Source organism: Oribacterium sp. oral taxon 078 str. F0262 (assembly GCF_000160135.1).
Classification (GTDB): domain Bacteria; phylum Bacillota; class Clostridia; order Lachnospirales; family Lachnospiraceae; genus Oribacterium.
The window spans coordinates 110,138-128,327 of sequence record NZ_GG729935.1 but is presented as its reverse complement, the minus strand read 5'-3'; the positions used below and the strand labels follow the sequence as shown (position 1 = coordinate 128,327).

The 18,190-nt window shown below is 57.0% G+C and carries 16 protein-coding genes; all 16 read left to right on the top strand.

All coding sequences use genetic code 11. The annotated features are described in order from the left end of the window. Positions 1–427 precede the first annotated feature (427 nt). Entirely contained in the window at positions 428–1,558 is a 1,131-nt protein-coding gene (locus tag GCWU000341_RS08050; protein ID WP_009215405.1) for a DegT/DnrJ/EryC1/StrS family aminotransferase, read from the top strand. A 112-nt stretch (positions 1,559–1,670) separates the two neighbouring features. Further along, on the top strand, positions 1,671–2,690 hold the full coding sequence (locus GCWU000341_RS08045) for an ATP-grasp domain-containing protein (RefSeq protein ID WP_009215404.1): 1,020 nt from the start codon (positions 1,671–1,673) through the stop codon (positions 2,688–2,690). Continuing rightward, positions 2,672–3,430: a glycosyltransferase family 2 protein gene (locus tag GCWU000341_RS08040; protein ID WP_009215403.1), complete on the top strand. Its 759-nt coding sequence runs from the start codon at positions 2,672–2,674 to the stop codon at positions 3,428–3,430. Before GCWU000341_RS08045 ends, GCWU000341_RS08040 begins: the two co-directional genes overlap by 19 nt. Next, positions 3,427–4,740, top strand: coding sequence for a lipopolysaccharide biosynthesis protein (locus GCWU000341_RS08035; RefSeq protein WP_009215402.1), 1,314 nt, complete (start codon positions 3,427–3,429; stop codon positions 4,738–4,740). Before GCWU000341_RS08040 ends, GCWU000341_RS08035 begins: the two co-directional genes overlap by 4 nt. Positions 4,741–4,759: 19 nt before the next feature. Further along, positions 4,760–4,906 carry a hypothetical protein gene (locus GCWU000341_RS13545; protein WP_009215401.1) on the top strand — a complete coding sequence of 49 codons (147 nt, stop codon included), beginning with the start codon at positions 4,760–4,762 and terminating at the stop codon, positions 4,904–4,906. A gap of 40 nt (positions 4,907–4,946) precedes the next feature. Beyond that, the gene (locus GCWU000341_RS08030) at positions 4,947–5,885 is read left to right on the top strand and encodes a glycosyltransferase family 2 protein (RefSeq protein ID WP_009215400.1); all 939 of its coding nucleotides are present in this window, start codon (positions 4,947–4,949) and stop codon (positions 5,883–5,885) included. Next, on the top strand, positions 5,882–6,262 hold the full coding sequence (locus GCWU000341_RS08025) for a DUF2304 domain-containing protein (RefSeq protein ID WP_009215399.1): 381 nt from the start codon (positions 5,882–5,884) through the stop codon (positions 6,260–6,262). The genes GCWU000341_RS08030 and GCWU000341_RS08025 overlap by 4 nt, the downstream gene beginning before the upstream one ends. Beyond that, positions 6,259–8,286 carry a DUF2142 domain-containing protein gene (locus tag GCWU000341_RS08020; RefSeq protein WP_009215398.1) on the top strand — a complete coding sequence of 676 codons (2,028 nt, stop codon included), beginning with the start codon at positions 6,259–6,261 and terminating at the stop codon, positions 8,284–8,286. The genes GCWU000341_RS08025 and GCWU000341_RS08020 overlap by 4 nt, the downstream gene beginning before the upstream one ends. Positions 8,287–8,722: 436 nt before the next feature. Continuing rightward, positions 8,723–9,538, top strand: a complete 816-nt coding sequence (locus GCWU000341_RS08015; protein WP_036599369.1) for an ABC transporter permease — start codon at positions 8,723–8,725, stop codon at positions 9,536–9,538. Positions 9,539–9,617: 79 nt separating this feature from the next. Then, positions 9,618–10,361 carry a lysophospholipid acyltransferase family protein gene (locus GCWU000341_RS08010; RefSeq protein WP_009215394.1) on the top strand — a complete coding sequence of 248 codons (744 nt, stop codon included), beginning with the start codon at positions 9,618–9,620 and terminating at the stop codon, positions 10,359–10,361. Continuing rightward, positions 10,348–11,685 carry a prephenate dehydratase gene (pheA, locus tag GCWU000341_RS08005; protein WP_009215393.1) on the top strand — a complete coding sequence of 446 codons (1,338 nt, stop codon included), beginning with the start codon at positions 10,348–10,350 and terminating at the stop codon, positions 11,683–11,685. Before GCWU000341_RS08010 ends, pheA begins: the two co-directional genes overlap by 14 nt. Before the next feature lie 20 nt (positions 11,686–11,705). Further along, positions 11,706–12,407, top strand: a complete 702-nt coding sequence (locus GCWU000341_RS08000) for a response regulator transcription factor (RefSeq protein WP_009215392.1) — start codon at positions 11,706–11,708, stop codon at positions 12,405–12,407. A gap of 59 nt (positions 12,408–12,466) precedes the next feature. Further along, positions 12,467–13,687 (top strand): sensor histidine kinase, encoded by a 1,221-nt coding sequence (locus tag GCWU000341_RS07995; protein ID WP_009215391.1) that lies wholly within the window; start codon positions 12,467–12,469, stop codon positions 13,685–13,687. Between the two features lie 61 nt (positions 13,688–13,748). Beyond that, positions 13,749–16,466, top strand: coding sequence for a hypothetical protein (locus tag GCWU000341_RS07990; RefSeq protein ID WP_009215390.1), 2,718 nt, complete (start codon positions 13,749–13,751; stop codon positions 16,464–16,466). After that, the gene (locus GCWU000341_RS07985) at positions 16,463–17,434 is read left to right on the top strand and encodes an ABC transporter ATP-binding protein (RefSeq protein WP_009215389.1); all 972 of its coding nucleotides are present in this window, start codon (positions 16,463–16,465) and stop codon (positions 17,432–17,434) included. Before GCWU000341_RS07990 ends, GCWU000341_RS07985 begins: the two co-directional genes overlap by 4 nt. Continuing rightward, complete coding sequence (locus GCWU000341_RS07980) at positions 17,403–18,101, top strand: ABC transporter permease subunit (RefSeq protein ID WP_009215388.1); 699 nt, start codon at positions 17,403–17,405, stop codon at positions 18,099–18,101. The genes GCWU000341_RS07985 and GCWU000341_RS07980 overlap by 32 nt, the downstream gene beginning before the upstream one ends. The last annotated feature ends 89 nt before the right edge of the window (positions 18,102–18,190 follow it).

Genomic DNA, 18,190 nt, shown 5'->3' with positions numbered 1-18,190 from the left:
TATGCTCGCATAAGAGAGGAGGAGTGAGCTTAAGACACGCCCCGACATGAGCAGGAAGCGGAGCGAAGCGCCGCGGGAGTGCGAATGGCGGGGCGCATGGCGAAAGCTGCGAAGCAGCGAAGGCATGCGGAATCATAAGAATGTCTCGGGTGTCACAAATGCTCACCGAGATCGTCAAGAAGGCATGCGGAATCATAGGCCTTCCGCTCCTCCGACTTATGCTCGCATAAGAGAGGAGGAGTGAGCTTAAGACACGCGGAATCGCAGAAAATGTAAGAATGTCTCGGGGCGTCACAAAATACCCGCCGCGATTGTCGGCGAAGACAGGTGAAATCGAAGAAATGTTGAGTGGATTGAGTTGATTATGTAGAAATACCGCGGGAATATCGAGGGAGGCGCCGCAAGGGGCGGTCCGGGAAGGAGAACTGTGTCTGCGGGACAGAGAAAGCCGGAGGAAGCTGTCATCAATGTGACGAGAGCAAGCCTTCCGCCGATTGAGGAATATCAGGCGATGCTCAGAGAGATCTGGGAAAGCGCGCAGCTCACCAATATGGGAAGGTATCACGAGGAGCTCCGCGAAAGACTCCGGCGCTATCTTAGGGTCGAGGAGCTGGAGCTTTTCGTGAACGGACACAGCGCGCTGGAGCTCCTGCTGCAGGCCTTTTCCCTGAAGGGCGAGGTGATCACGACGCCCTTTACCTTCGCCTCTACGACCCATGCGATCGTGCGAAACGGCCTGAAGCCGGTCTTTTGCGACATCACGGAGAAGAACTATACGATAGATGTAGAGAAGCTTCCGGAGAAGATCACGGAGAATACCTGCGCGATTCTTCCGGTCCATGTCTATGGAAATATCTGCGCTGTCCATAAGCTCTCGGAGATGGGAAGAAAATATCATATTCCGGTGATCTATGATGCGGCCCACGCCTTCGGAGAGAGCTATGAGGGAAGGGGAGTGGGGAGCTATGGTGATGCTTCGATGTTTTCCTTCCACGCCACGAAGGTCTTTCATACGATTGAGGGCGGCGCAGTGAGCCTGGGGAGAAAAGATCCGGAGCTTATGGAGAGGCTCTATGAGCTGAAAAATTTCGGAATCCTCGGGCAAGAGGAGGTCGCATCCGTCGGGGCGAATGGGAAGATGAATGAATTTTCGGCGGCGATGGGGCTTTGCAATCTGAATCACATTTCGGAGTATATCGAGGGGAGGAAGCGGGTATTTGAGCGCTACCGGGAGATTCTGAGCGGGAGAAGGGGGATCCTGTTCCCGGAGCCCGATCCCGACACAAAAAGCAATTATGCCTATCTGCCGGTCCGCTTTTTCGGAGCCCCTTATTCGAGGGATGCAATCTTTGAAAGGCTTGGGAAAAATGGAATCCACGCGAGAAAGTATTTCTACCCCTGCGTCAACGCCTACCGCTGTTACCGGGAGCAGTACGATGAGAGGGAGACCCCGGTCGCGGGACGAATTTCCCGGGAGATTCTGACGCTTCCGATCTATCCCGGGCTCCCGCTCGAGGAGGTGGACCGGATCTGCCGCATCGTTTTGGAGGAGCGCTGAGAGAGGAGACCGGCCTTCGGGAGTCAGGATCAGGGCGCGGAAGCGGAAAATTCTGTGCCTCTTTATGTGCCTCTTTATATAATATAGGAGAAGGACGGGGAGGGAGGAAAGGATGAAGGAAAAGACAGCGCTTGTGACGGCGATCGGTTCCTTTTCGGCGGACTGCGTACTGGAGACTCTCAGGAGGCTCAATTACCGCGTCGTTGGGACGGATATCTACCCGGAGGAGTGGCTTCCCGCAAGCCTGAAGCTCGACGCCTTCTGCCGCCTTCCCCCCGCCGCGGAAGAAGAGGACTATCTTTTCTCATTCCGGAAGCTTTTGGAGAGGGAGAGGCCGGAGAAAATCCTCCCGCTCATAGATCTCGAGGTAGACCTTCTGAATCTGCACCGGGAGGAGCTTGAGACAGAAAACGGCATTTTCTGCATCTGCGGGAAGGAGGAGATCGAGCTTCTGAGGGACAAATACCTCCTCGCCCGGAAGGTCGCCGGATCCTTGAATGAGCTGGAGGACAGCTCCTGCCGGGCCAATGTGCGGGCGATCCGGACAGAGTATGCGTCGGAGCTCGACTTCGAAGCTCTCAGCTTTCCGCTCATTTTAAAGCCGGTCAACGGGAGATCCTCCGGCGGGCTCTACCGGATTCATAATGAGGATGAGCTCGGCTTTTCGCTCTCTGTGATCCTTCGGGAGGGCGGGGAGGAGAGGCTTTCCTCCTATATCGCCCAGCCCCTCATCCGGGGAAGAGTCGTGACGGTGGATATCCTCCGGGACCGCTTCGGAAATACGGCATCCATCCCCCGGGAGGAGCTTCTCCGGACTCCCAACGGCGCAGGGCTGTCCGTGCGTGTTTTTCAGGACCGGAATTTCCAGAGGGTCTGTGAATATCTGGCAGAGAGGCTCAATATCCTAGGCTGCGTGAATTTTGAGTTCATCCGGGGCGAGGGCTCCGGCGTCTATTATTTCGTGGAGTGCAATCCCCGCTTTTCCGGGGGCGTGGCCTTCACGGAGCTCTCCGGCTTTCCGGCGGTGGAGGAGAGCCTCCGGATCTTTGACGGGGAGAGGCTCCGGACGGATTACCCGCTCCGCTATGGCTATTTCACGAGGAAATATACAGAATGCAGAATGAAGCGATGAGCGGGAGAGCGGAGAAGAGGAGGAGAGGAGAGCTGCTCCTCGTGATCCCGGCCTATAATGAGAGGGAGAATCTCCCCGCTGTGATCTCGGACATTCTGCTCTCGGGGGAGGGGATCGACTACATCGTCGTCTCCGACGGCTCCACGGACGGGACGGCGGAGCTTTGCCGGGAGAGGGGATGGAACTATATCGAGCTCCCGGTGAATCTGGGGCTCGCAGGCTGCTTCCAGACGGGAATGAAGTATGCGCTCCGGGAGGGCTACTCCTATGCGGCCCAGTTCGACGGGGACGGGCAGCACAGGGCGGAGGATGTTCGTCTTCTCCTGGAGAAGATGAAGGAAGGAGAGTATGACATCGTGCTCGGCTCCCGCTTCCTCCAAAAGAAGCGGGGGGGCAGCATGAGAGAGCTCGGCTCCCGGCTCATCTCCCTCGCGATTTTCCTGAGCACGGGGAAGAAATTGACGGACCCGACCTGCGGGCTTCGGCTCTACCGGAAAACGGTGATCGAGGATTTCGCGCTTCGCTTAAACTATGGTCCGGAGCCGGATACCATATCCTATCTGATCCGGCGGGGATGCCGGATCGCGGAGGTGGCGGTAGAGGTCCGGGAGAGACGGGCGGGGGAGTCCTATCTCAGGCCCTTGAACGCGGCAAAATACATGGCGCGGATGCTGATCTCCATCCTTCTGATCCAGTATTTTCGCGGGGGAAGAGAGGATGGGAGAACGGGGAAGGGATGAGGAAGCTTTGGAGAAATGATGTTTTTTGGAATGCGGCGGGGAGCCTGCTGTATGCGCTCGCTTCCATGGTGCTTTCTTTTTTCGTGCTTCGCCTCATGGGGCCGCGGGACGGAGGGATCTTCGGCTTCGGCTTCTCCACCTTCGGACAGCAAATTTTCATCATCGCCTATTTTGGGATCCGCCCGTTCCAGATCACGGATATGGCGGGGGAGTACCGCTTTTCGGAGTATCACTTTGCGAGGAGACTCTCTTCCCTTTTCGCGCTTCTTTCCTCCCTCCTCTTCCTCTGGCTGATGGTTTCGATCGGAAGCTATGACGGGATCAAGGCGGAGCTTCTTTTTCTGCTTTCCTTTTATAAGCTTCTGGACGGCTTTTCCGATGTCTATGAATCGGAGCTCCAGCGCCGCGGCAGGCTCTACCTCGCCGGGCAGTCGCTTTTTTTCCGGACGGGGCTTTCCATGCTGAGCCTGATGCTGAGCCTTCTTGTCACGGGGAATATGCTTTTCTCCTGCATCCTCATGGATCTCACACAGCTTCTTGGCCTTTATCTTTTTGCGCTTCTCCCTCTCAGGTCCCTGGGAGAGCTTCCCGGAAGCGAGGTCTTTTCGGGAGAGAAAAGGAGGGGAAGGAGCCTCCGGCTTTTGCGGAGCACTTCCTTTCTCTTTCTCTCCGCCTTTTTGGACTTCTACATCTTTTCCGCCTCGAAGTATGCTCTGGATCTCAGGCTCGGTTCGGAGAGCTCCGGCATTTTCAATGTCCTCTTCATGCCGACCTCCTTCATCTATCTTGTCGCGAATTTCCTGATCCGCCCGATGCTCACGCGCCTTGCGACAGAGCGGAGGGAGGGAAGGTATGAGGACTTTTCGCGAAGCTGCCGCTTTCTGATCCTCGCGGTCTTCCTCATGGCGCTCGGCATCTCTCTCACGAGTCTGATCCTCGGCGAATTCGGGCTTCAGATCTTCGAGCTCCTTCTCGGAATGCGCTATCGCGGGGCACTGCTCCGGGAGATCCTGGCCTTCCTGATCCTGATTGCGGGGGGAGGCTTTTACGCGCTCGCGAATGTGCAGTACTATATCCTTGTGACGATGCGGCGCCAGGGGACGATCTTTTTCTCCTATGTCCTCGTATCCTTGCTTGCTCTCGTTTCCGCGGACCGCGCGGTGCAGTGCGCCGGGATCCTGGGAGGGGCAATTTGCTACCTTTTCCTGATGGCCATCCTCTTCCTTTTCTTCAGCCTTTCCGTGCTCCGGGGGCTTTGGAGGATGCAGGACGGCGGGAAAAACGGAACGCGGGAAGGGCAGGCGGAGTAAGCGGGAGAGAAACGGCCGGATGACGGGGAGAGGACGGGAAGAAGCGGAGAAAGAGAAGAGAGAGCATCGCTGGGAGAGAGGACGGACAGAGAGAGGGAAAGGGAAGGCGTGCCGGAGGACGGAAAGCGAGGAGGAGAGCAGGACATGGCAGGGAGAGGGGCAGTAAAGCGGAAAGGGAAGGCAGGAAAGAGGAAGGGAAGAGAGAAATGAATCAGACGATGGATGCCATCATACCGAGCTACCGCCCGGGGGAGAAATTCTACCAGCTCCTCGCCATGCTGAAAAAGCAGCGCCTTCCCCTCGGAAAGATCATTGTGGTGAATACGGAGAGACGCTTTTTCGATGAGGAGAGGGCGAGGGAAGCGGCCGGGGAGCGCCTGGAGCTCCACCACATTGAGAAGCGGGACTTCGACCACGGCGGAAGCAGAAATCTCGGCGTCTCCTTCTCGGATTCCGAGCTCTTTCTCATGCTGACAGACGATGCGGTGCCCCGGAGTACGGAGCTCACGGAGAGGCTCTCTGCGGCCTTCCTTCGCGGGGAGAGGATCGGAGCTGTCTATGGGAGACAGCTTGCGACGAAGGAGAGCTCCTTTGATGAGAGCTATGCGAGGCGCTTTAATTATCCGGAGCAGTCCTTTGTGAAGTCCATCGAGGATCTGCCGCGCCTTTCGATCAAGACCTACTTCATGTCCAATGTCTGCTGCGCTTACCGGAGAGATCTTTTCGACAGGCTGGGGGGCTTTCCCAGTCCGATGATCTTCAATGAAGACATGGTCTATGCGGCCCGCCTCCTTCGGCTCGGTTATCGGATCGCCTATGAGGCGGAGGCGGAGGTCTATCATGCGCACTGCTACTCGGGTCTCCAGCAGCTTCGGCGGAACTTCGATCTCGGCGTATCACAGGCGGAGCACCCGGAGATTTTTTCCGATCTTCGGCCGGAGGGAGAGGGAAAACGGCTGATAAAGGGAAACCTCAGGGAGCTTCTGAGAGAGGGAAGAGCCTGGAAAATCCCCGCCCTCCTATGGAAGTCCGGCTGCAAGTATCTCGGCTACCTTCTCGGGAAAAATTATCGGAGACTCCCCGGGAGACTGCGCTCCGCCCTCAGTATGAACAAGGGCTATTGGAGAAGAAGAGGAGGAAAATGATGACGACGTTCTTTCGAATGATCCTGATCCTTGTCTCAGGGGCGACCTTCTGGGTATTGAACCGAAAGATCCGAAAATCCAGGATCCGGATCGAGGAGACGGTGTTTTGGATCCTGCTCTCGCTGCTTTTTGTGCTTTTTGCGCTCTTTCCGGCACTCGCGGACCGGGCGGCAGCGGCGCTCGGCATCTACTCCACGCCGAACTTCCTCTTCCTCTTTATCATCTTCCTGCTCCTTCTCCGGCTCTTCCATGTCAATATGCAGCTTGGGAGGCTGGAGGAGAAGCTTCGGACCCTGGCGCAGGAATTTGCGCTTTTTCAGAACAGGGAGAGGGAAGAGGAGAGCTTCAGGGGCCTCCCCGGAGAGGAGACGCGATGAATCCGGAGCTGTCTTCTTTTCCCTTCCCCTGGTTTTTCTTCATTTTTATCCTGCTTTTGCTGCTCGCGGCTCTCCTTCTCCTCTTCCTTCGGAGGGAGAGGCTCTGCCTCCTCTCCTTTTCCCTGCTCTTTGGCCTTGGCTTTTTATATTCCCTTGTGCTGATGCCGCTCTCCGCTCCGGATGAGGTCGCGCATTATGTCGGTGTCTATGAGCTCTCCAATGTGCTGATCGGAAAGCCGGAGCCCATGCGGGACGAGGAGGGGAGACTTTTGATCCGGACGGAGGATGTCTTTTTGGATGACTGGCCGGAGGACGGGGACCCGGACAATGCGACCGTGATCGGCATGCATCTTACGGGGAGAAGCTATGAGGAGCTCTTCCGGAGGGGGATCTTCTCGACGGGAGAGAAGGGCTATCATTTTACCCTGCAGGAGCCGGTGCACACGAGCTTTTTCGCCTATCTCTTCCCCGCTCTTGGCTTTTCCCTTGCGAGGGTGCTGAGACTGGGCGGCTTCGGACTGGTCTTTTTCGGGAGGCTCTTTAACCTCCTCCTCTTCTCCATCCTCACGACGCTCGCCGTGCGGCAGCTGCCGTTTGGGAAGGAGGTCCTCCTCTCAGTCGCGCTTTTTCCCATGGTGCTGGAGCTCGCGGGCTCCCTTTCCTACGATGCCTTCATCCTGGGGCTTAGCTTCTATCTCACAGCGGCGCTCACGGACCTCGCGACCCGGGAGCAGGGGCCCGGGCTGAGTGATTTCCTGGAGATCGGCATCCTGGCCTTCCTGCTCTCCCCCTGCAAGATGGTCTATTCCCTCCTCTTCCTGGGCTGCTTCTCGGTGCCGGTTCGGAAGTGGAAGAATATCGGAAGCTACTTCCTCATGATTTTCGGGATCGCCTCTCTCATTGCGCTCTCCCTGCTCCTTATGAATTTTCAGGAGCTCTCCCGCTATCTTCACCCATCGGGAGGAGCGGTGAATTATGCGGATGCCGCCGCGACGGGGAGCGCCGCCGAGACCTATAATCTCATCGGGACCCTGAAAACGCCTGTGATCTTTCTGAAGATCCTGAGAAACAGCTTTCAGATCAAGGGGGAGGAGTATCTCTTCACCATGGTGGGGCATCCGCTGGGCCACTTCGATCAGGGGCTCGGTGCTCCGATCTTCCTGGTGGGGCTCTTCTACCTCATTGTCCTATTGCAGGGGATTTTTACCCGGAGGGGAGAGAGGGGGCTTTCGCTCCTGCAAAGGCTTTGCTTCCTCCTCACTCCGGTACTTCTCGTCGTGACGATCCTCGCGAGCATGCTGAGTGCTTACACTCCGAAGGGGACAGACTATGTCCTCGGTGTGCAGGGCAGGTATTTCCTTCCGGCGCTTCCGATGCTCCTCCTCTCCTTCTTTGGAGGGCGGAGTCTATGGAGAGCGGGAGGGAAGGCCGCGGCAGCCCCGGCCGCATTCTCCGGGAAGGAGAGCAAGACTTCCGCGGGATCCTCTGCACCCTCCCGGCTTTCCGGAAACGAAAAGATAGAAAAGGCAGAAAAGATAGAAAAGATAGAGCGGGGAAGCGGGGAAGGCCCAAAGCCTGCGGAAGCTGCGCTCTTCCCCACGCGGGAGGCAGGGGAGAAAAAGGCGGAAGCCGCTCCCGCTCTGACAGAGACTGAAACCGGAGAGAGCTTGCCCGCTTCCGATGAGAGGAAGGGGAAGGAACCTGTCTCGGATAAGGGGAAGGCACTCGCCTCTAATGAGGAGAAGGAGAAGGAGGAGAAGGAAGAGAGCTTCGGAAAGATGCGAAAGGGCCCGGAAGGAGGAGAGAAGGGGACGAAGGATCTCAAAGAGAAGGAGAGAGCGGCGCCTCTCCCGGGACAAAGCAGAGCCTTTTCCGGAATCTTTCGGAGGAGGGAGAGGAAGAGCCGGAAAAGAAAGGCAGGGTGGGGACTCAGTGCCCCGGCGCCGATCCTTCTCTTTCTCGAATTTCTTTTAAATGCGGGGCTCCTGCTTGCTCTCCTTTCGATCATAGCGGGGCGGAGCTAGGGCATCCATCGAGACGGGAACGCGCTCTTCTTTCGATCACAGCGGGGGGAAGAGATAAAACACAAGATAAAGAAATAAAACGCGGGATAAGGAGATAAAAGGCGGGATAAAGAGACAAAAAATGTAATAATGTCGAAAATATTCTGAAAAATTCATTGTTTTTTAATGGATGCCGCGGGAAGGTCCTGCAATTGTGTGATATCATGGTGGCATTGCCGACGCCCTTTTCGTTTCTTTCTGCCTGATCCTCTATCCGGCGCTTTACCGGCTTCCATCGCTTATATTTGCCGCGGGAGAGGGCAGCGGAAGCGGGAGCGTTCTGCTTTGGGCGGAGAAAATCACAGGAAAACGCTGAGGCGGCCCGCAAATACTGACAGCGGCATGGAGAGGGAACGGGGAGGATGCCTCGGAACCCCGGATGGATACAGGGAAGGTTATGAGAACGGTACTGCAATTATTGAAGGATATTAAAGCGCGGAGGCGCATGATTTTAGAGCTTGCGGCGGCGGATTTTCGGAAGCGCTTCGTCGGGTCCTACTTCGGCATGGTATGGATGTTCATCCAGCCCCTTGTTACGATCGCGATCTATGCCTTTATCTTCGGCCCCTATGGCTTTAAGTCCGCTCCTCCGGTGCCGAATGTGAGCTATACAGCCTGGCTGGTCCCCGGCATCGTGCCCTGGTTTTTCTTCTCGGAAGCGATGAATATGATCACCGGCATCCTTCAGGAATACAGTTATCTTGTGAAGAAGGTCGTCTTCCCGGTAGAGCTCCTCCCGATCATCAAGCTGATCAGCTGCAGCTTTGTCCACCTCTTCTTTTTCGCGGTCATGCTGGTTTTCTATCTCGTGAACGGCAGGATGCCGATGCTCTCCTGGATCCAGTGCTTCTACTACAGCTTTGCGGCGGCGATGTTTGCGCTGGGACTGGGCTATCTCACGAGCGCGGTCAATGTCTTTTTCAAGGATATGCAGCAGATCGTCGGCATCCTGCTCCAGTTTGGCATCTGGATGTGTCCGATCATGTACGATGAGAAGCTCTTTTTCTCGAAGGCACCCTGGGTTTCTGTTATATTGAAACTGAACCCCTTTTATTATATTGTGGCGGGATACCGGGATTCCATGATCACCGGGAGCCCGTTTTGGATGCGGCCGAAGCTGGGCATTTACTTTTGGGGACTTACGATCGTGATCTTTTTCGCAGGGCTTCGCTTCTTCGGAAAACTGCGCCCGCATTTTTCAGACGTGCTCTGAGAGCCACGGCTTTTCTTATTCGTCAGATTTGTCTGCTGAGGGCGAAAGCCCGTCCGCATTTTCCGAAGGAGGACCCAGGATGCTTCATATGATAGCGGCGCTGTCCGTTATATTTCTTTTTCTGACATTCGGCTGCGTTTATTTCCTGAAGCTTGACAGGATGGAGGAGGGCAGGGAGAAGGATCTCTACACGCTTCACCTTGTGCAGAGGAGGCTGAGACGGATACTCGCGGCCTCCGGCGTGAGCTACGAGATCGAGGGGGCCGAAAATATCCCGGAAAATGAGGCCGTGATGTTTGTGGGGAATCACCGCTCCTTCTTCGATATCGTGATCGGCTATACTCTGGTAAAGGGGCCGACCGGCTTTATCTCAAAGCAGGAGGTGGGAAAGGTCCCGCCCTTAAAGCGCTGGATGGAGGAGCTGCACTGCCTCTTCATGGACAGGGACAATATCCGGCAGAATCTGAAGGTGATCCTCGAGGCGATCAAGCTTGTGAAGGGCGGGGTCTCCATCTGGATCTATCCGGAGGGAAAGAGGAGCACGGGGAGCGATGTGAAGGAGCTTCTGCCCTTTAAGGAGGGATCCTTCAAAATCGCGGAGAAGAGCGGATGCAGGATCGTCCCGATCGCGATGTATCCGACGAGGAGGATCCTGGAGGAGCACTTCCCCCGCATCATTCCGACCCATGTGCTTGTGAAGGTGGGGGAGCCGATCCTCCTTTCGGAGCTTCCGGAGGAGAAGAGGAGAAGGATCGGGGAGTACACGAGGGAGAAGATCGTCGGATATCTCCGGGAAATGGAGGCTCGCTATGGGACTCGCTGAGCTCCGTGAGGAGCTGGACCGGGTGGACAGAGAGCTTGTGAAGCTCTATCGGGAGAGGGTGTCTTTGGTCTCGGAGGTCGCGAAAGAGAAGAGAAGGAGCGGGAGAGCGGTTCTTGACCCGGCCCGGGAGGAGGAAAAGCTGGACAGCGTTTCCGCCTTTCTGAAGACAGAGCTGCGGGAAAAGCTGCCGGGCGAAGGGATACAAAGAGAGGAAGGGACGGAAAAAGAGCCAAAAGGAGCGGCAGTGCAGGGGGAAGAATCCGGCAGGGAAATGCCTCTGAGCGGAGAGAGTGAGGAGGATTCCCGGCAGGCCGGGGTGGAGATAGAATTTCACGAAAGGGCGGTCCGTGAGCTCTTCCGGCAGCTGATGTCACTCTCCCGGAGATGGCAGCAGCGCCTCCTCGGGAGAGAGCCAAGCCCCGCATCGGGCTTCCGGGAGGTTTCTGAGATCCCCCGCAAAAAAAAGCGCGTCGCCTACCAGGGCCTGCCCGGTGCCTATGCGGAGCTTGCGGCGAGGAAGAGCTTTCCCGATGACTGCCGCTTTCTCCCTTCGGAGAGCTTTCGGAGCACGGTGGAGAGCGTTCTCTCCGGGGAGGCGGACTTCGCTGTCCTCCCGATCGAGAACTCCTCCTATGGGGCAGTGGCGGATAATTTCGACCTCCTTCTCCAGTTTCCGGAGGCGGTGATCCTGGGGGAGTGCTTCCTCCCGGTGGAGCATGTCCTGATGGCCCTTCCCGGAGGGGCTCTCTCCGGGATCCGCAGGGTCTTTTCCCATCCGCAGGCCCTCGCCCAGTGCGAGAGCTTCTTCCGGGAGCATCCGAGGATCGAGGCCGTACCGGCGAGAAACACGGCGGAGGCGGCCAGGAGAGTGAGGGAGAGCGGGGATAGGGAGCTCGCGGCCCTTGCCAGCGAGAATGCGGCGGAGATCTACGGTCTTTCGATCCTGCAAAGGGCCGTGAACCAGCAGAAAAGCAATACGACGCGCTTCCTCATCGTCGGGAAAGAGAAAATCTACGAGAGGGGGGCGGAGCGGCTGAGCCTGAGCTTCGAGCTGAGCCACAGGCCCGGGGCCCTCTATCATGTGCTGGGGAGCTTTCTCTTCAATGATCTGAATCTCAGCATGATCCAATCCCGGCCGGTGCCGGACAGGCCCTTTGAATACCGCTTTTTTGTGGATGTTATGGGAAATCTATCCGATCCCGATGTGAGAAACGCGCTGAGTGAGCTTCCGGGCTTTCGGATCCTCGGGAATTATTCGGATTTCTCGGATGCGTTTCCCCGAGACTCCGCCTTCCCGGCGGAGAGGATAAAAGGAGGAATTTAGCCGTGAGAGACGACAACAACATGCCGCAGATCAATGTCTTGGTGGTGGATGATGAAAAGGAAATCGCGGAGCTCGTGGAGATCTACCTTGTGAGCGACGGCTACAAGGTATTTAAGGCCTATAATGCGGATGAGGCGCTGCTCATTATGAAGCAGGAGGAGATTCATCTTGTGCTTTTGGATGTCATGATGCCCGGGATGAACGGCCTGGAGCTCTGCCGGAAGATCCGCGAGAGCTCCAACATTCCGATCATCATGCTCTCCGCAAAGTCCGCGGATCTCGATAAGATCGTGGGACTGACCGGCGGAGCGGACGACTATGTGACGAAGCCCTTTAATCCCCTGGAGCTCACCGCCAGGGTGAAGTCTCAGCTTCGCCGCTACACGCAGCTCAATCCGAATTCCACCAATGAGTTTGCCGGGAGCGAGATCAATATCCGGAATATGACGATCAACCGGGACAACCACAAGGTCGTGATCGAAGGAGAGGATGTGCGCCTGACCCCCATTGAGTTTGAGATTCTCTATCTTCTGGCCTCCCATCCGGGCAAGGTCTTTTCCACGGACGAGATCTTCGAGAAGGTCTGGAATGAGAAGGTCTATGAGGCGAATAACACCGTCATGGTGCATATCCGGAGACTCCGCGGGAAGATGAAGGAGGACCAGAGGGAGAATAAGATCATCACGACGGTCTGGGGTGTGGGCTATAAGATCGAGAAGTAATAGGAAAGAGGCGTATCCGTTCCGGGATCTTCTCTTTTTCCGGGACAAGGAGCGGGGCTTTGACAAAGGAGGCGGGGAAGGGAGAGCTCAGTACTTTCCCGCCCGGCTTTTGGCGGATTTTGACAGCGGGATCGGAAAGCATGAGAGAAAAGGCGAAAAAGGGGCGGCGCTCCCATTCCAGGCAGGGCTACATGATGCAGCTTCTGATCAATGTGGGAATCTCCACGATCATCACCGCGATCCTGGAGATTTTCCTGGTGAGTAATGTCAGCGCCTTTGCCTCCTATCTTTACCAGAGGGGGGACAGCTCCCCGGCCGTGCAGCGCTTTGGCTTTGTGAGCACGGTGAGCATCCTTCTCTATGTGCTGAGCGGCATCGCCATCTTCTCCTTCATCTTTCTCCTCCTTCAGCAGAGGACGGCGAGGGATATCGGGAGGATCGCCCAGGCGGTGGAGCGGATCTCCGAGGGAGATCTCAGCGTCCAGCTGGAGATCGAAGGGGAGGGGGAGATCGCGCACATCGCGGAATCCATCAACCGGATGGAGAGAGATCTCATGGATCTTATGGAGCGGGAGCGGAGCGCGGAGCAGTCGAAGACGGATCTCATCACCAATGTCGCGCACGATCTTCGGACCCCTCTGACCTCCATCCTCGGCTATCTCGAGCTCCTGAGAGGCGGCTCCTCCCTTCCGAGGGAGACGGAGGAGCATTATATCGAGATCGTGTACAATAAGGCGGTGCGGCTCCAGAAGCTGATCGAGGAGCTCTTTGGCTTTACGAAGCTCTCCTACGGGAAGCAGAATCTGAAGATCGGCGAACTCGATATCGTGAAGCTCCTCTCGCAGCTTGTGGAGGAGAGCTACCCGAACTTCGAAAAGCATGGTCTCAGCTATGAGTTCAGCTCCAATGTGCCCTCCCGCATGATACAGGCGGACGGGGACCTTCTCGCCAGGCTTTTCGACAATCTGATCACGAATGCGATCAAGTACGGCGCGGAGGGGAAGAGGATTCTGGTGCGCCTTCGTTCGGAGAAGAATGCGGTGGAGGTCCGGGTGATCAACTACGGCTATGTGATTCCGAAGAAGGAGCTTCCGATGATCTTCGATAAGTTTTACCGGGTGGAGCGCTCCCGTTCCAGCTCGACAGGCGGGACGGGTCTGGGCCTCGCTATCGTGAAGAATGTCGCGGAGATGCACCACGGCAGTGTAGAGGTGAGCTCGGACCTCTCCGGGACCTGCTTCACTGTGCGCCTTCCGATCCGCTATACGGCGGAGGAATGAGGGGCTGAGCCGTGCTTTCATGCGCCGCCCATCCGATATATGGAAAGTGGGGAGGAGATTTATGCGGGAGAAAAGGACAGAGGGGAAAAGAAGAGTACGGGGGAAGGGACTGCCTTCACCGCTCCCTTTTCTCTCCCTCCTTTTTCTTTTCCTTTTTCTGCCCTCTTTCCTTTCGTTTGCGGATGAGATCGAGCTGAATGTCACCTATGGCTATCAGAACACCGCGAAGGCGGGGCGTTTCCTTCCCCTGAAGATCGGGATTCGAAACTCCGGCTCGGAGACCTTCTCCGGGATGATCCACATTTATATGGCGGAATCCGGCAGAAGTATCTGCGAGTACCAGTATCCGAGCGCCGTGGAGGCGGAATCCGATACGGAGCTCAGCATGGCAGTGGCACTGAGCTCCGGGGTCAATCAGCTCCTGGTCACTGCGACGAATCAGGAGGGGAGGCTGGTCGGAAGCCGCAGAGTCGGGCTCGATGTCGCAAGCTCCGACGCGGAGCTCATCATCGGCGTGCTCTCCGAGCAGGAGGATAAGCTCAGCTATTTGAACTCGGTCTCCATCAACGATGGTCTTCTCCGGACGCGGGAGGTGGCTCTCGACCAGGAAAAGCTCCCCTCCAGTGAGACGGAGCTCGATCAGCTGGATGTGCTCCTGCTCTCGGACTTTCCGCTCTCCAGGATGAATGAGACCGAGGTGGAGGTCATAAACCGCTGGGTGGAGCGGGGCGGTGTTTTGATTCTGGGAACCGGAGCGAGGGGGGAGGACGCCGTCTCTCCCTATTATCGGGAGCTTCTCAGAGAGCCGCTCAGTCCCAGGGAGCGGAGCATCGACATGCAGGAGGGGCTGGAGAGATCCTCCGCGCAGGAGGAGCCGCTCCGTCTCGTTGCCTCTCCGGTTTCCCTCCGCTCGGGAAGAGAGGGGATATTATACGGCGGTGTGTCCTACCTCTCGGTCGTCTCCAGGGGGGCGGGGCTCATCGCGGTGAGCGGCTACGATTTTTGCGATCTCCAGCGCTTTGCGACGGAGGAGAGCGGCTATGTGAATCAGCTCTTCACGAAAATCCTCGGAGAGAGCCGCCTGAACGCGCTCTCGGTCTCCGCGTCCGAGAGGAGTCTGAACCGTTATTGGAGCATGGAGGCCCTCATGAACCAGTCGGATCTCTCCAAGCGTCCGAATGCGGGGCTCTACCTTCTGCTTCTTCTCACATATCTCCTCATCCTGGGGCCGCTGATCTATTATTATGTAAAGCTTCGGGATGCGATACGTCTCTACCGTCCCCTGATCTCGATCACGGCGGTCTTCTTCAGCTTTGTGATCTGGGCCGTCGGCGTCGGCACCCGCTTTAACGGAAGCTTTCTAAGCTATGCCAGAATCCGCGACATCTCCCGGAGCTCTGTCGATGAAACGGATTATATCAATCTCCGCTCTCCCTACGAAAAGATGCGGGAGCTTCGGGTAAAGACAGAGTACTTTGTCTATCCGATCCTGAAGGGCTCCGACTACACGGGGGATATCACGGAGCTCAGGGATGAGACGGAGCTCGCCCGCACGGCGATCCGCTACGGGAGGGACCGCACGGAGATCAGCATCCGAAATGAGGCGCCCTTCAGTCCGAAGTACTTTGAGCTCGACAATAAGTTCCCAAACAGCGGAGGCTTTTTCGGAGGAGAGGTGAATCTCTTCGACGGCTCCCTGGGGGGAAGCATCACAAACGGGACCGACTATACGCTCTATGATGCGGCGGTTCTTCTCTACGGGAAGCTCATCCTCATCGGAAAGCTGGAGAAGGGGGAGAAGATCTCTCTCCGCGGCAGAGAGACGGAAACCGTTCCCGTCGGGGATTATGAATGGATCGCCTCCCGGATCACGGGGGGAAGCCGCCGTGCGCTCTTAAGCTATTATCTTTCAAACAGTCTGAGCGGCTTTTTCTCCAATGCCCGTCTGATCGGCTTTGTCCGGGAGGAAGAGGTGAGCTTTCTGGAGAGACAGAAGCTGGAGAGCTTTGGGAGCAGCATGGTGACGGCCGCGCTCCCTCTGAACACAAGCTTCGGGAACTATGATCACTACAGCGCTCTGAGCCGGGATCCGGAGGTGAAAAGCGGAGACTACGAGAGGGCGAGCAATACGATCAGTGCGATACAGCCCGCAAAGCTCGCCTATCACCTGGGAGAGGAGGAGCAGGTGTGGGGCATCAGCTTCGAAGCCCTGAGCGTCAGCGAGAAGGGAGAGGAAAGGTTGAATGAAAAACCCTTCCGGGGCTCGATCAGCCTCTATAATTATCGGACGGGAGGCTATGATCCGCTCCGCTCCGGCAGTCTGAAGCTGCAGGGGGAGGAGCTCTCGCCGTATCTCAGCGAGGAGAATGTCCTGGTAGTCCTCTACAGCCCAAAGGAGGAGAACGGCTCCCTATTGATGAGGCAGTACCTTCCCATGATCACCGTCGTGGCAAAGGAGAAGAGCAGTAAGGGAAAGAGCGAAGGAGAGAAGGAGTCCGGAGCGGAAGCCTCTTATTCGGCGGAGAGCGTGTCGGAAGAGAGCACTTCCCTTCCGGAAGGGGAGAGCGCCGAGAGCTCCTCGGCATCGGAGAACGAAGAGAGAGGAGAGGGCGGCGGAGGAGAGAGCGCAGCTTCCGAAGAGGGAGAGAGTACGGAGCACGCCGGGGGAGAAGAAGGAGAGAGCGGAAGCCTTTCCGAAGGGGCAGAGAGCGAAGAAGCGGAGCTATTCTTTGAGGGAAGCCTCGCCTCATCCCCGGGAGGAGAGGAGGGCGGAGCATGATAGAGCTTAGGGCAGTCAGAAAGAGCTACGGCAGTGCGATCGCCCTGGACGGCCTCTCCATGCATGTCCCGGAGAAGGCGGTCTATGGACTTGTGGGGCCGGCCGGATCCGGGAAGAGCAGCGTCATGGAGCTTCTCGCGGGCCTCTCCGGGCCGGATGAGGGGGAGATCCTCGTCGACGGGCTCAGAGAAGGGAGCGAAAGGAGGAGGTGGAAACGCAGGATCGGCTATATGCCGGACTTTTCCGGCCTCTATCCGGAGATGCGCCTCTCGGAGTATCTGGAATTTTTTTCCGCCTGCTACGATATCCCAAGGGCCCGCGCCCGGCAGAGAATCGGCATTCTTTTGGATCAGGTCGGCCTCCGGGGGAAGGAATTTCAGAGATTGGACGGTCTCTCCCGGGGCATGAGACAGAAGCTCTCTCTCGCAAGGGCTCTCCTCCACGATCCCAAGATCCTGGTGCTCGACGAGCCGCTGAAGGATCTTGATCCGGGAAACCGCTATGAGCTCCGCCAGATTCTCTCGGAGCTCTCCTCCGAGGGAAAGACCATCCTCCTCTCCTCTGAGATGCTCACAAGCATCTCGGAGATCTGCACGGATATCGGGATCATAGAGCGCGGGAGAATGGCGCTCGAGGGGAAGCTCTCCGAGGTACTTAGAAAGATCGACGCCTCCAATCCGATCCTCATCCTGGTCGAGGGATCGATCACAAAAACCATGCAGATCCTGAAGCAGGACCCCAATGTAAAATCCATCGGCATTCGGGAGCAGGAGCTCATGATTCTCTACGAGGGCAGTGAGGGGGAGGAGGCAGAGCTCCTGCGAAGACTGGTCAGCTCGGGGATTATGGTCCGAAGCTTTCACCGGGAGAGGGGAAATCTGGAGCTTCTCTTCCTGCAGCTCACGGGAGAACTCAGAGAAAGGAGAATTACAGGACATGAAGCGGAATCCGATCTATCAAAAGGATGAGCTGCTCTCGAACCGGAGCCCGATCCTTCCGGTGCTCATGCTCTCTACCAATGCGGTGCTCGCCTTCCTTGTGCTGATCAACATCTACTCGGTTTCCGGGAACGCGGCGCAGACCGGGGAGATCCGCTACTCCGCCTTTTTGGAGCTTTATTATATTCTCCTTCTGCTCCTCTTTCTTCTGATTCTCCTGCTCGCCCCCGCTCTGAGCGCTCCGGCGATCAGCGGAGAGCGGGAGAGAAAGACGCTCTCCCTTCTCTTAAGCACTGCTCTCCGCCCTGTGGACATCATCCTGGGAAAGCTTTTCTCCGTCCTGAGCAGCATCTTTCTCCTCCTCCTGAGCACCGCGCCGATCCTCGCCTGTACCCTTCTCTACGGAGGCATCCGCTTCCCGGAGCTTTTTCTCTTTTTGCTCTTTTCCTTCCTCTCCGCCCTCTTTTCCTCCTCTTTGGGGCTCTTCTTCTCCTCCGCACAGAGGAGCAGCACAGGGGCGATCGCGTCCACCTATATCGCGGAATTCCTGAGCTTCGGCCTCATGCTCCTCCTCTTTTTCTTTCTCCCCGAGCTCTCCCTCACGCCGCTTCTCTACTATATCCTTCTCTGCCTCATACTCCCGCTTCTCTCCATTCTCTTTCTGACTCTGGCCTGTCTCCGCCTCTCCCCCCCTTGAAGCGCCGCGGGCGGGAGCTGGAAAAAGGGGGGAGCATTCTTTCTGAAAGCGTGTTAGAATACAGCAGAGCAAAGGATATCTCGGAGGAA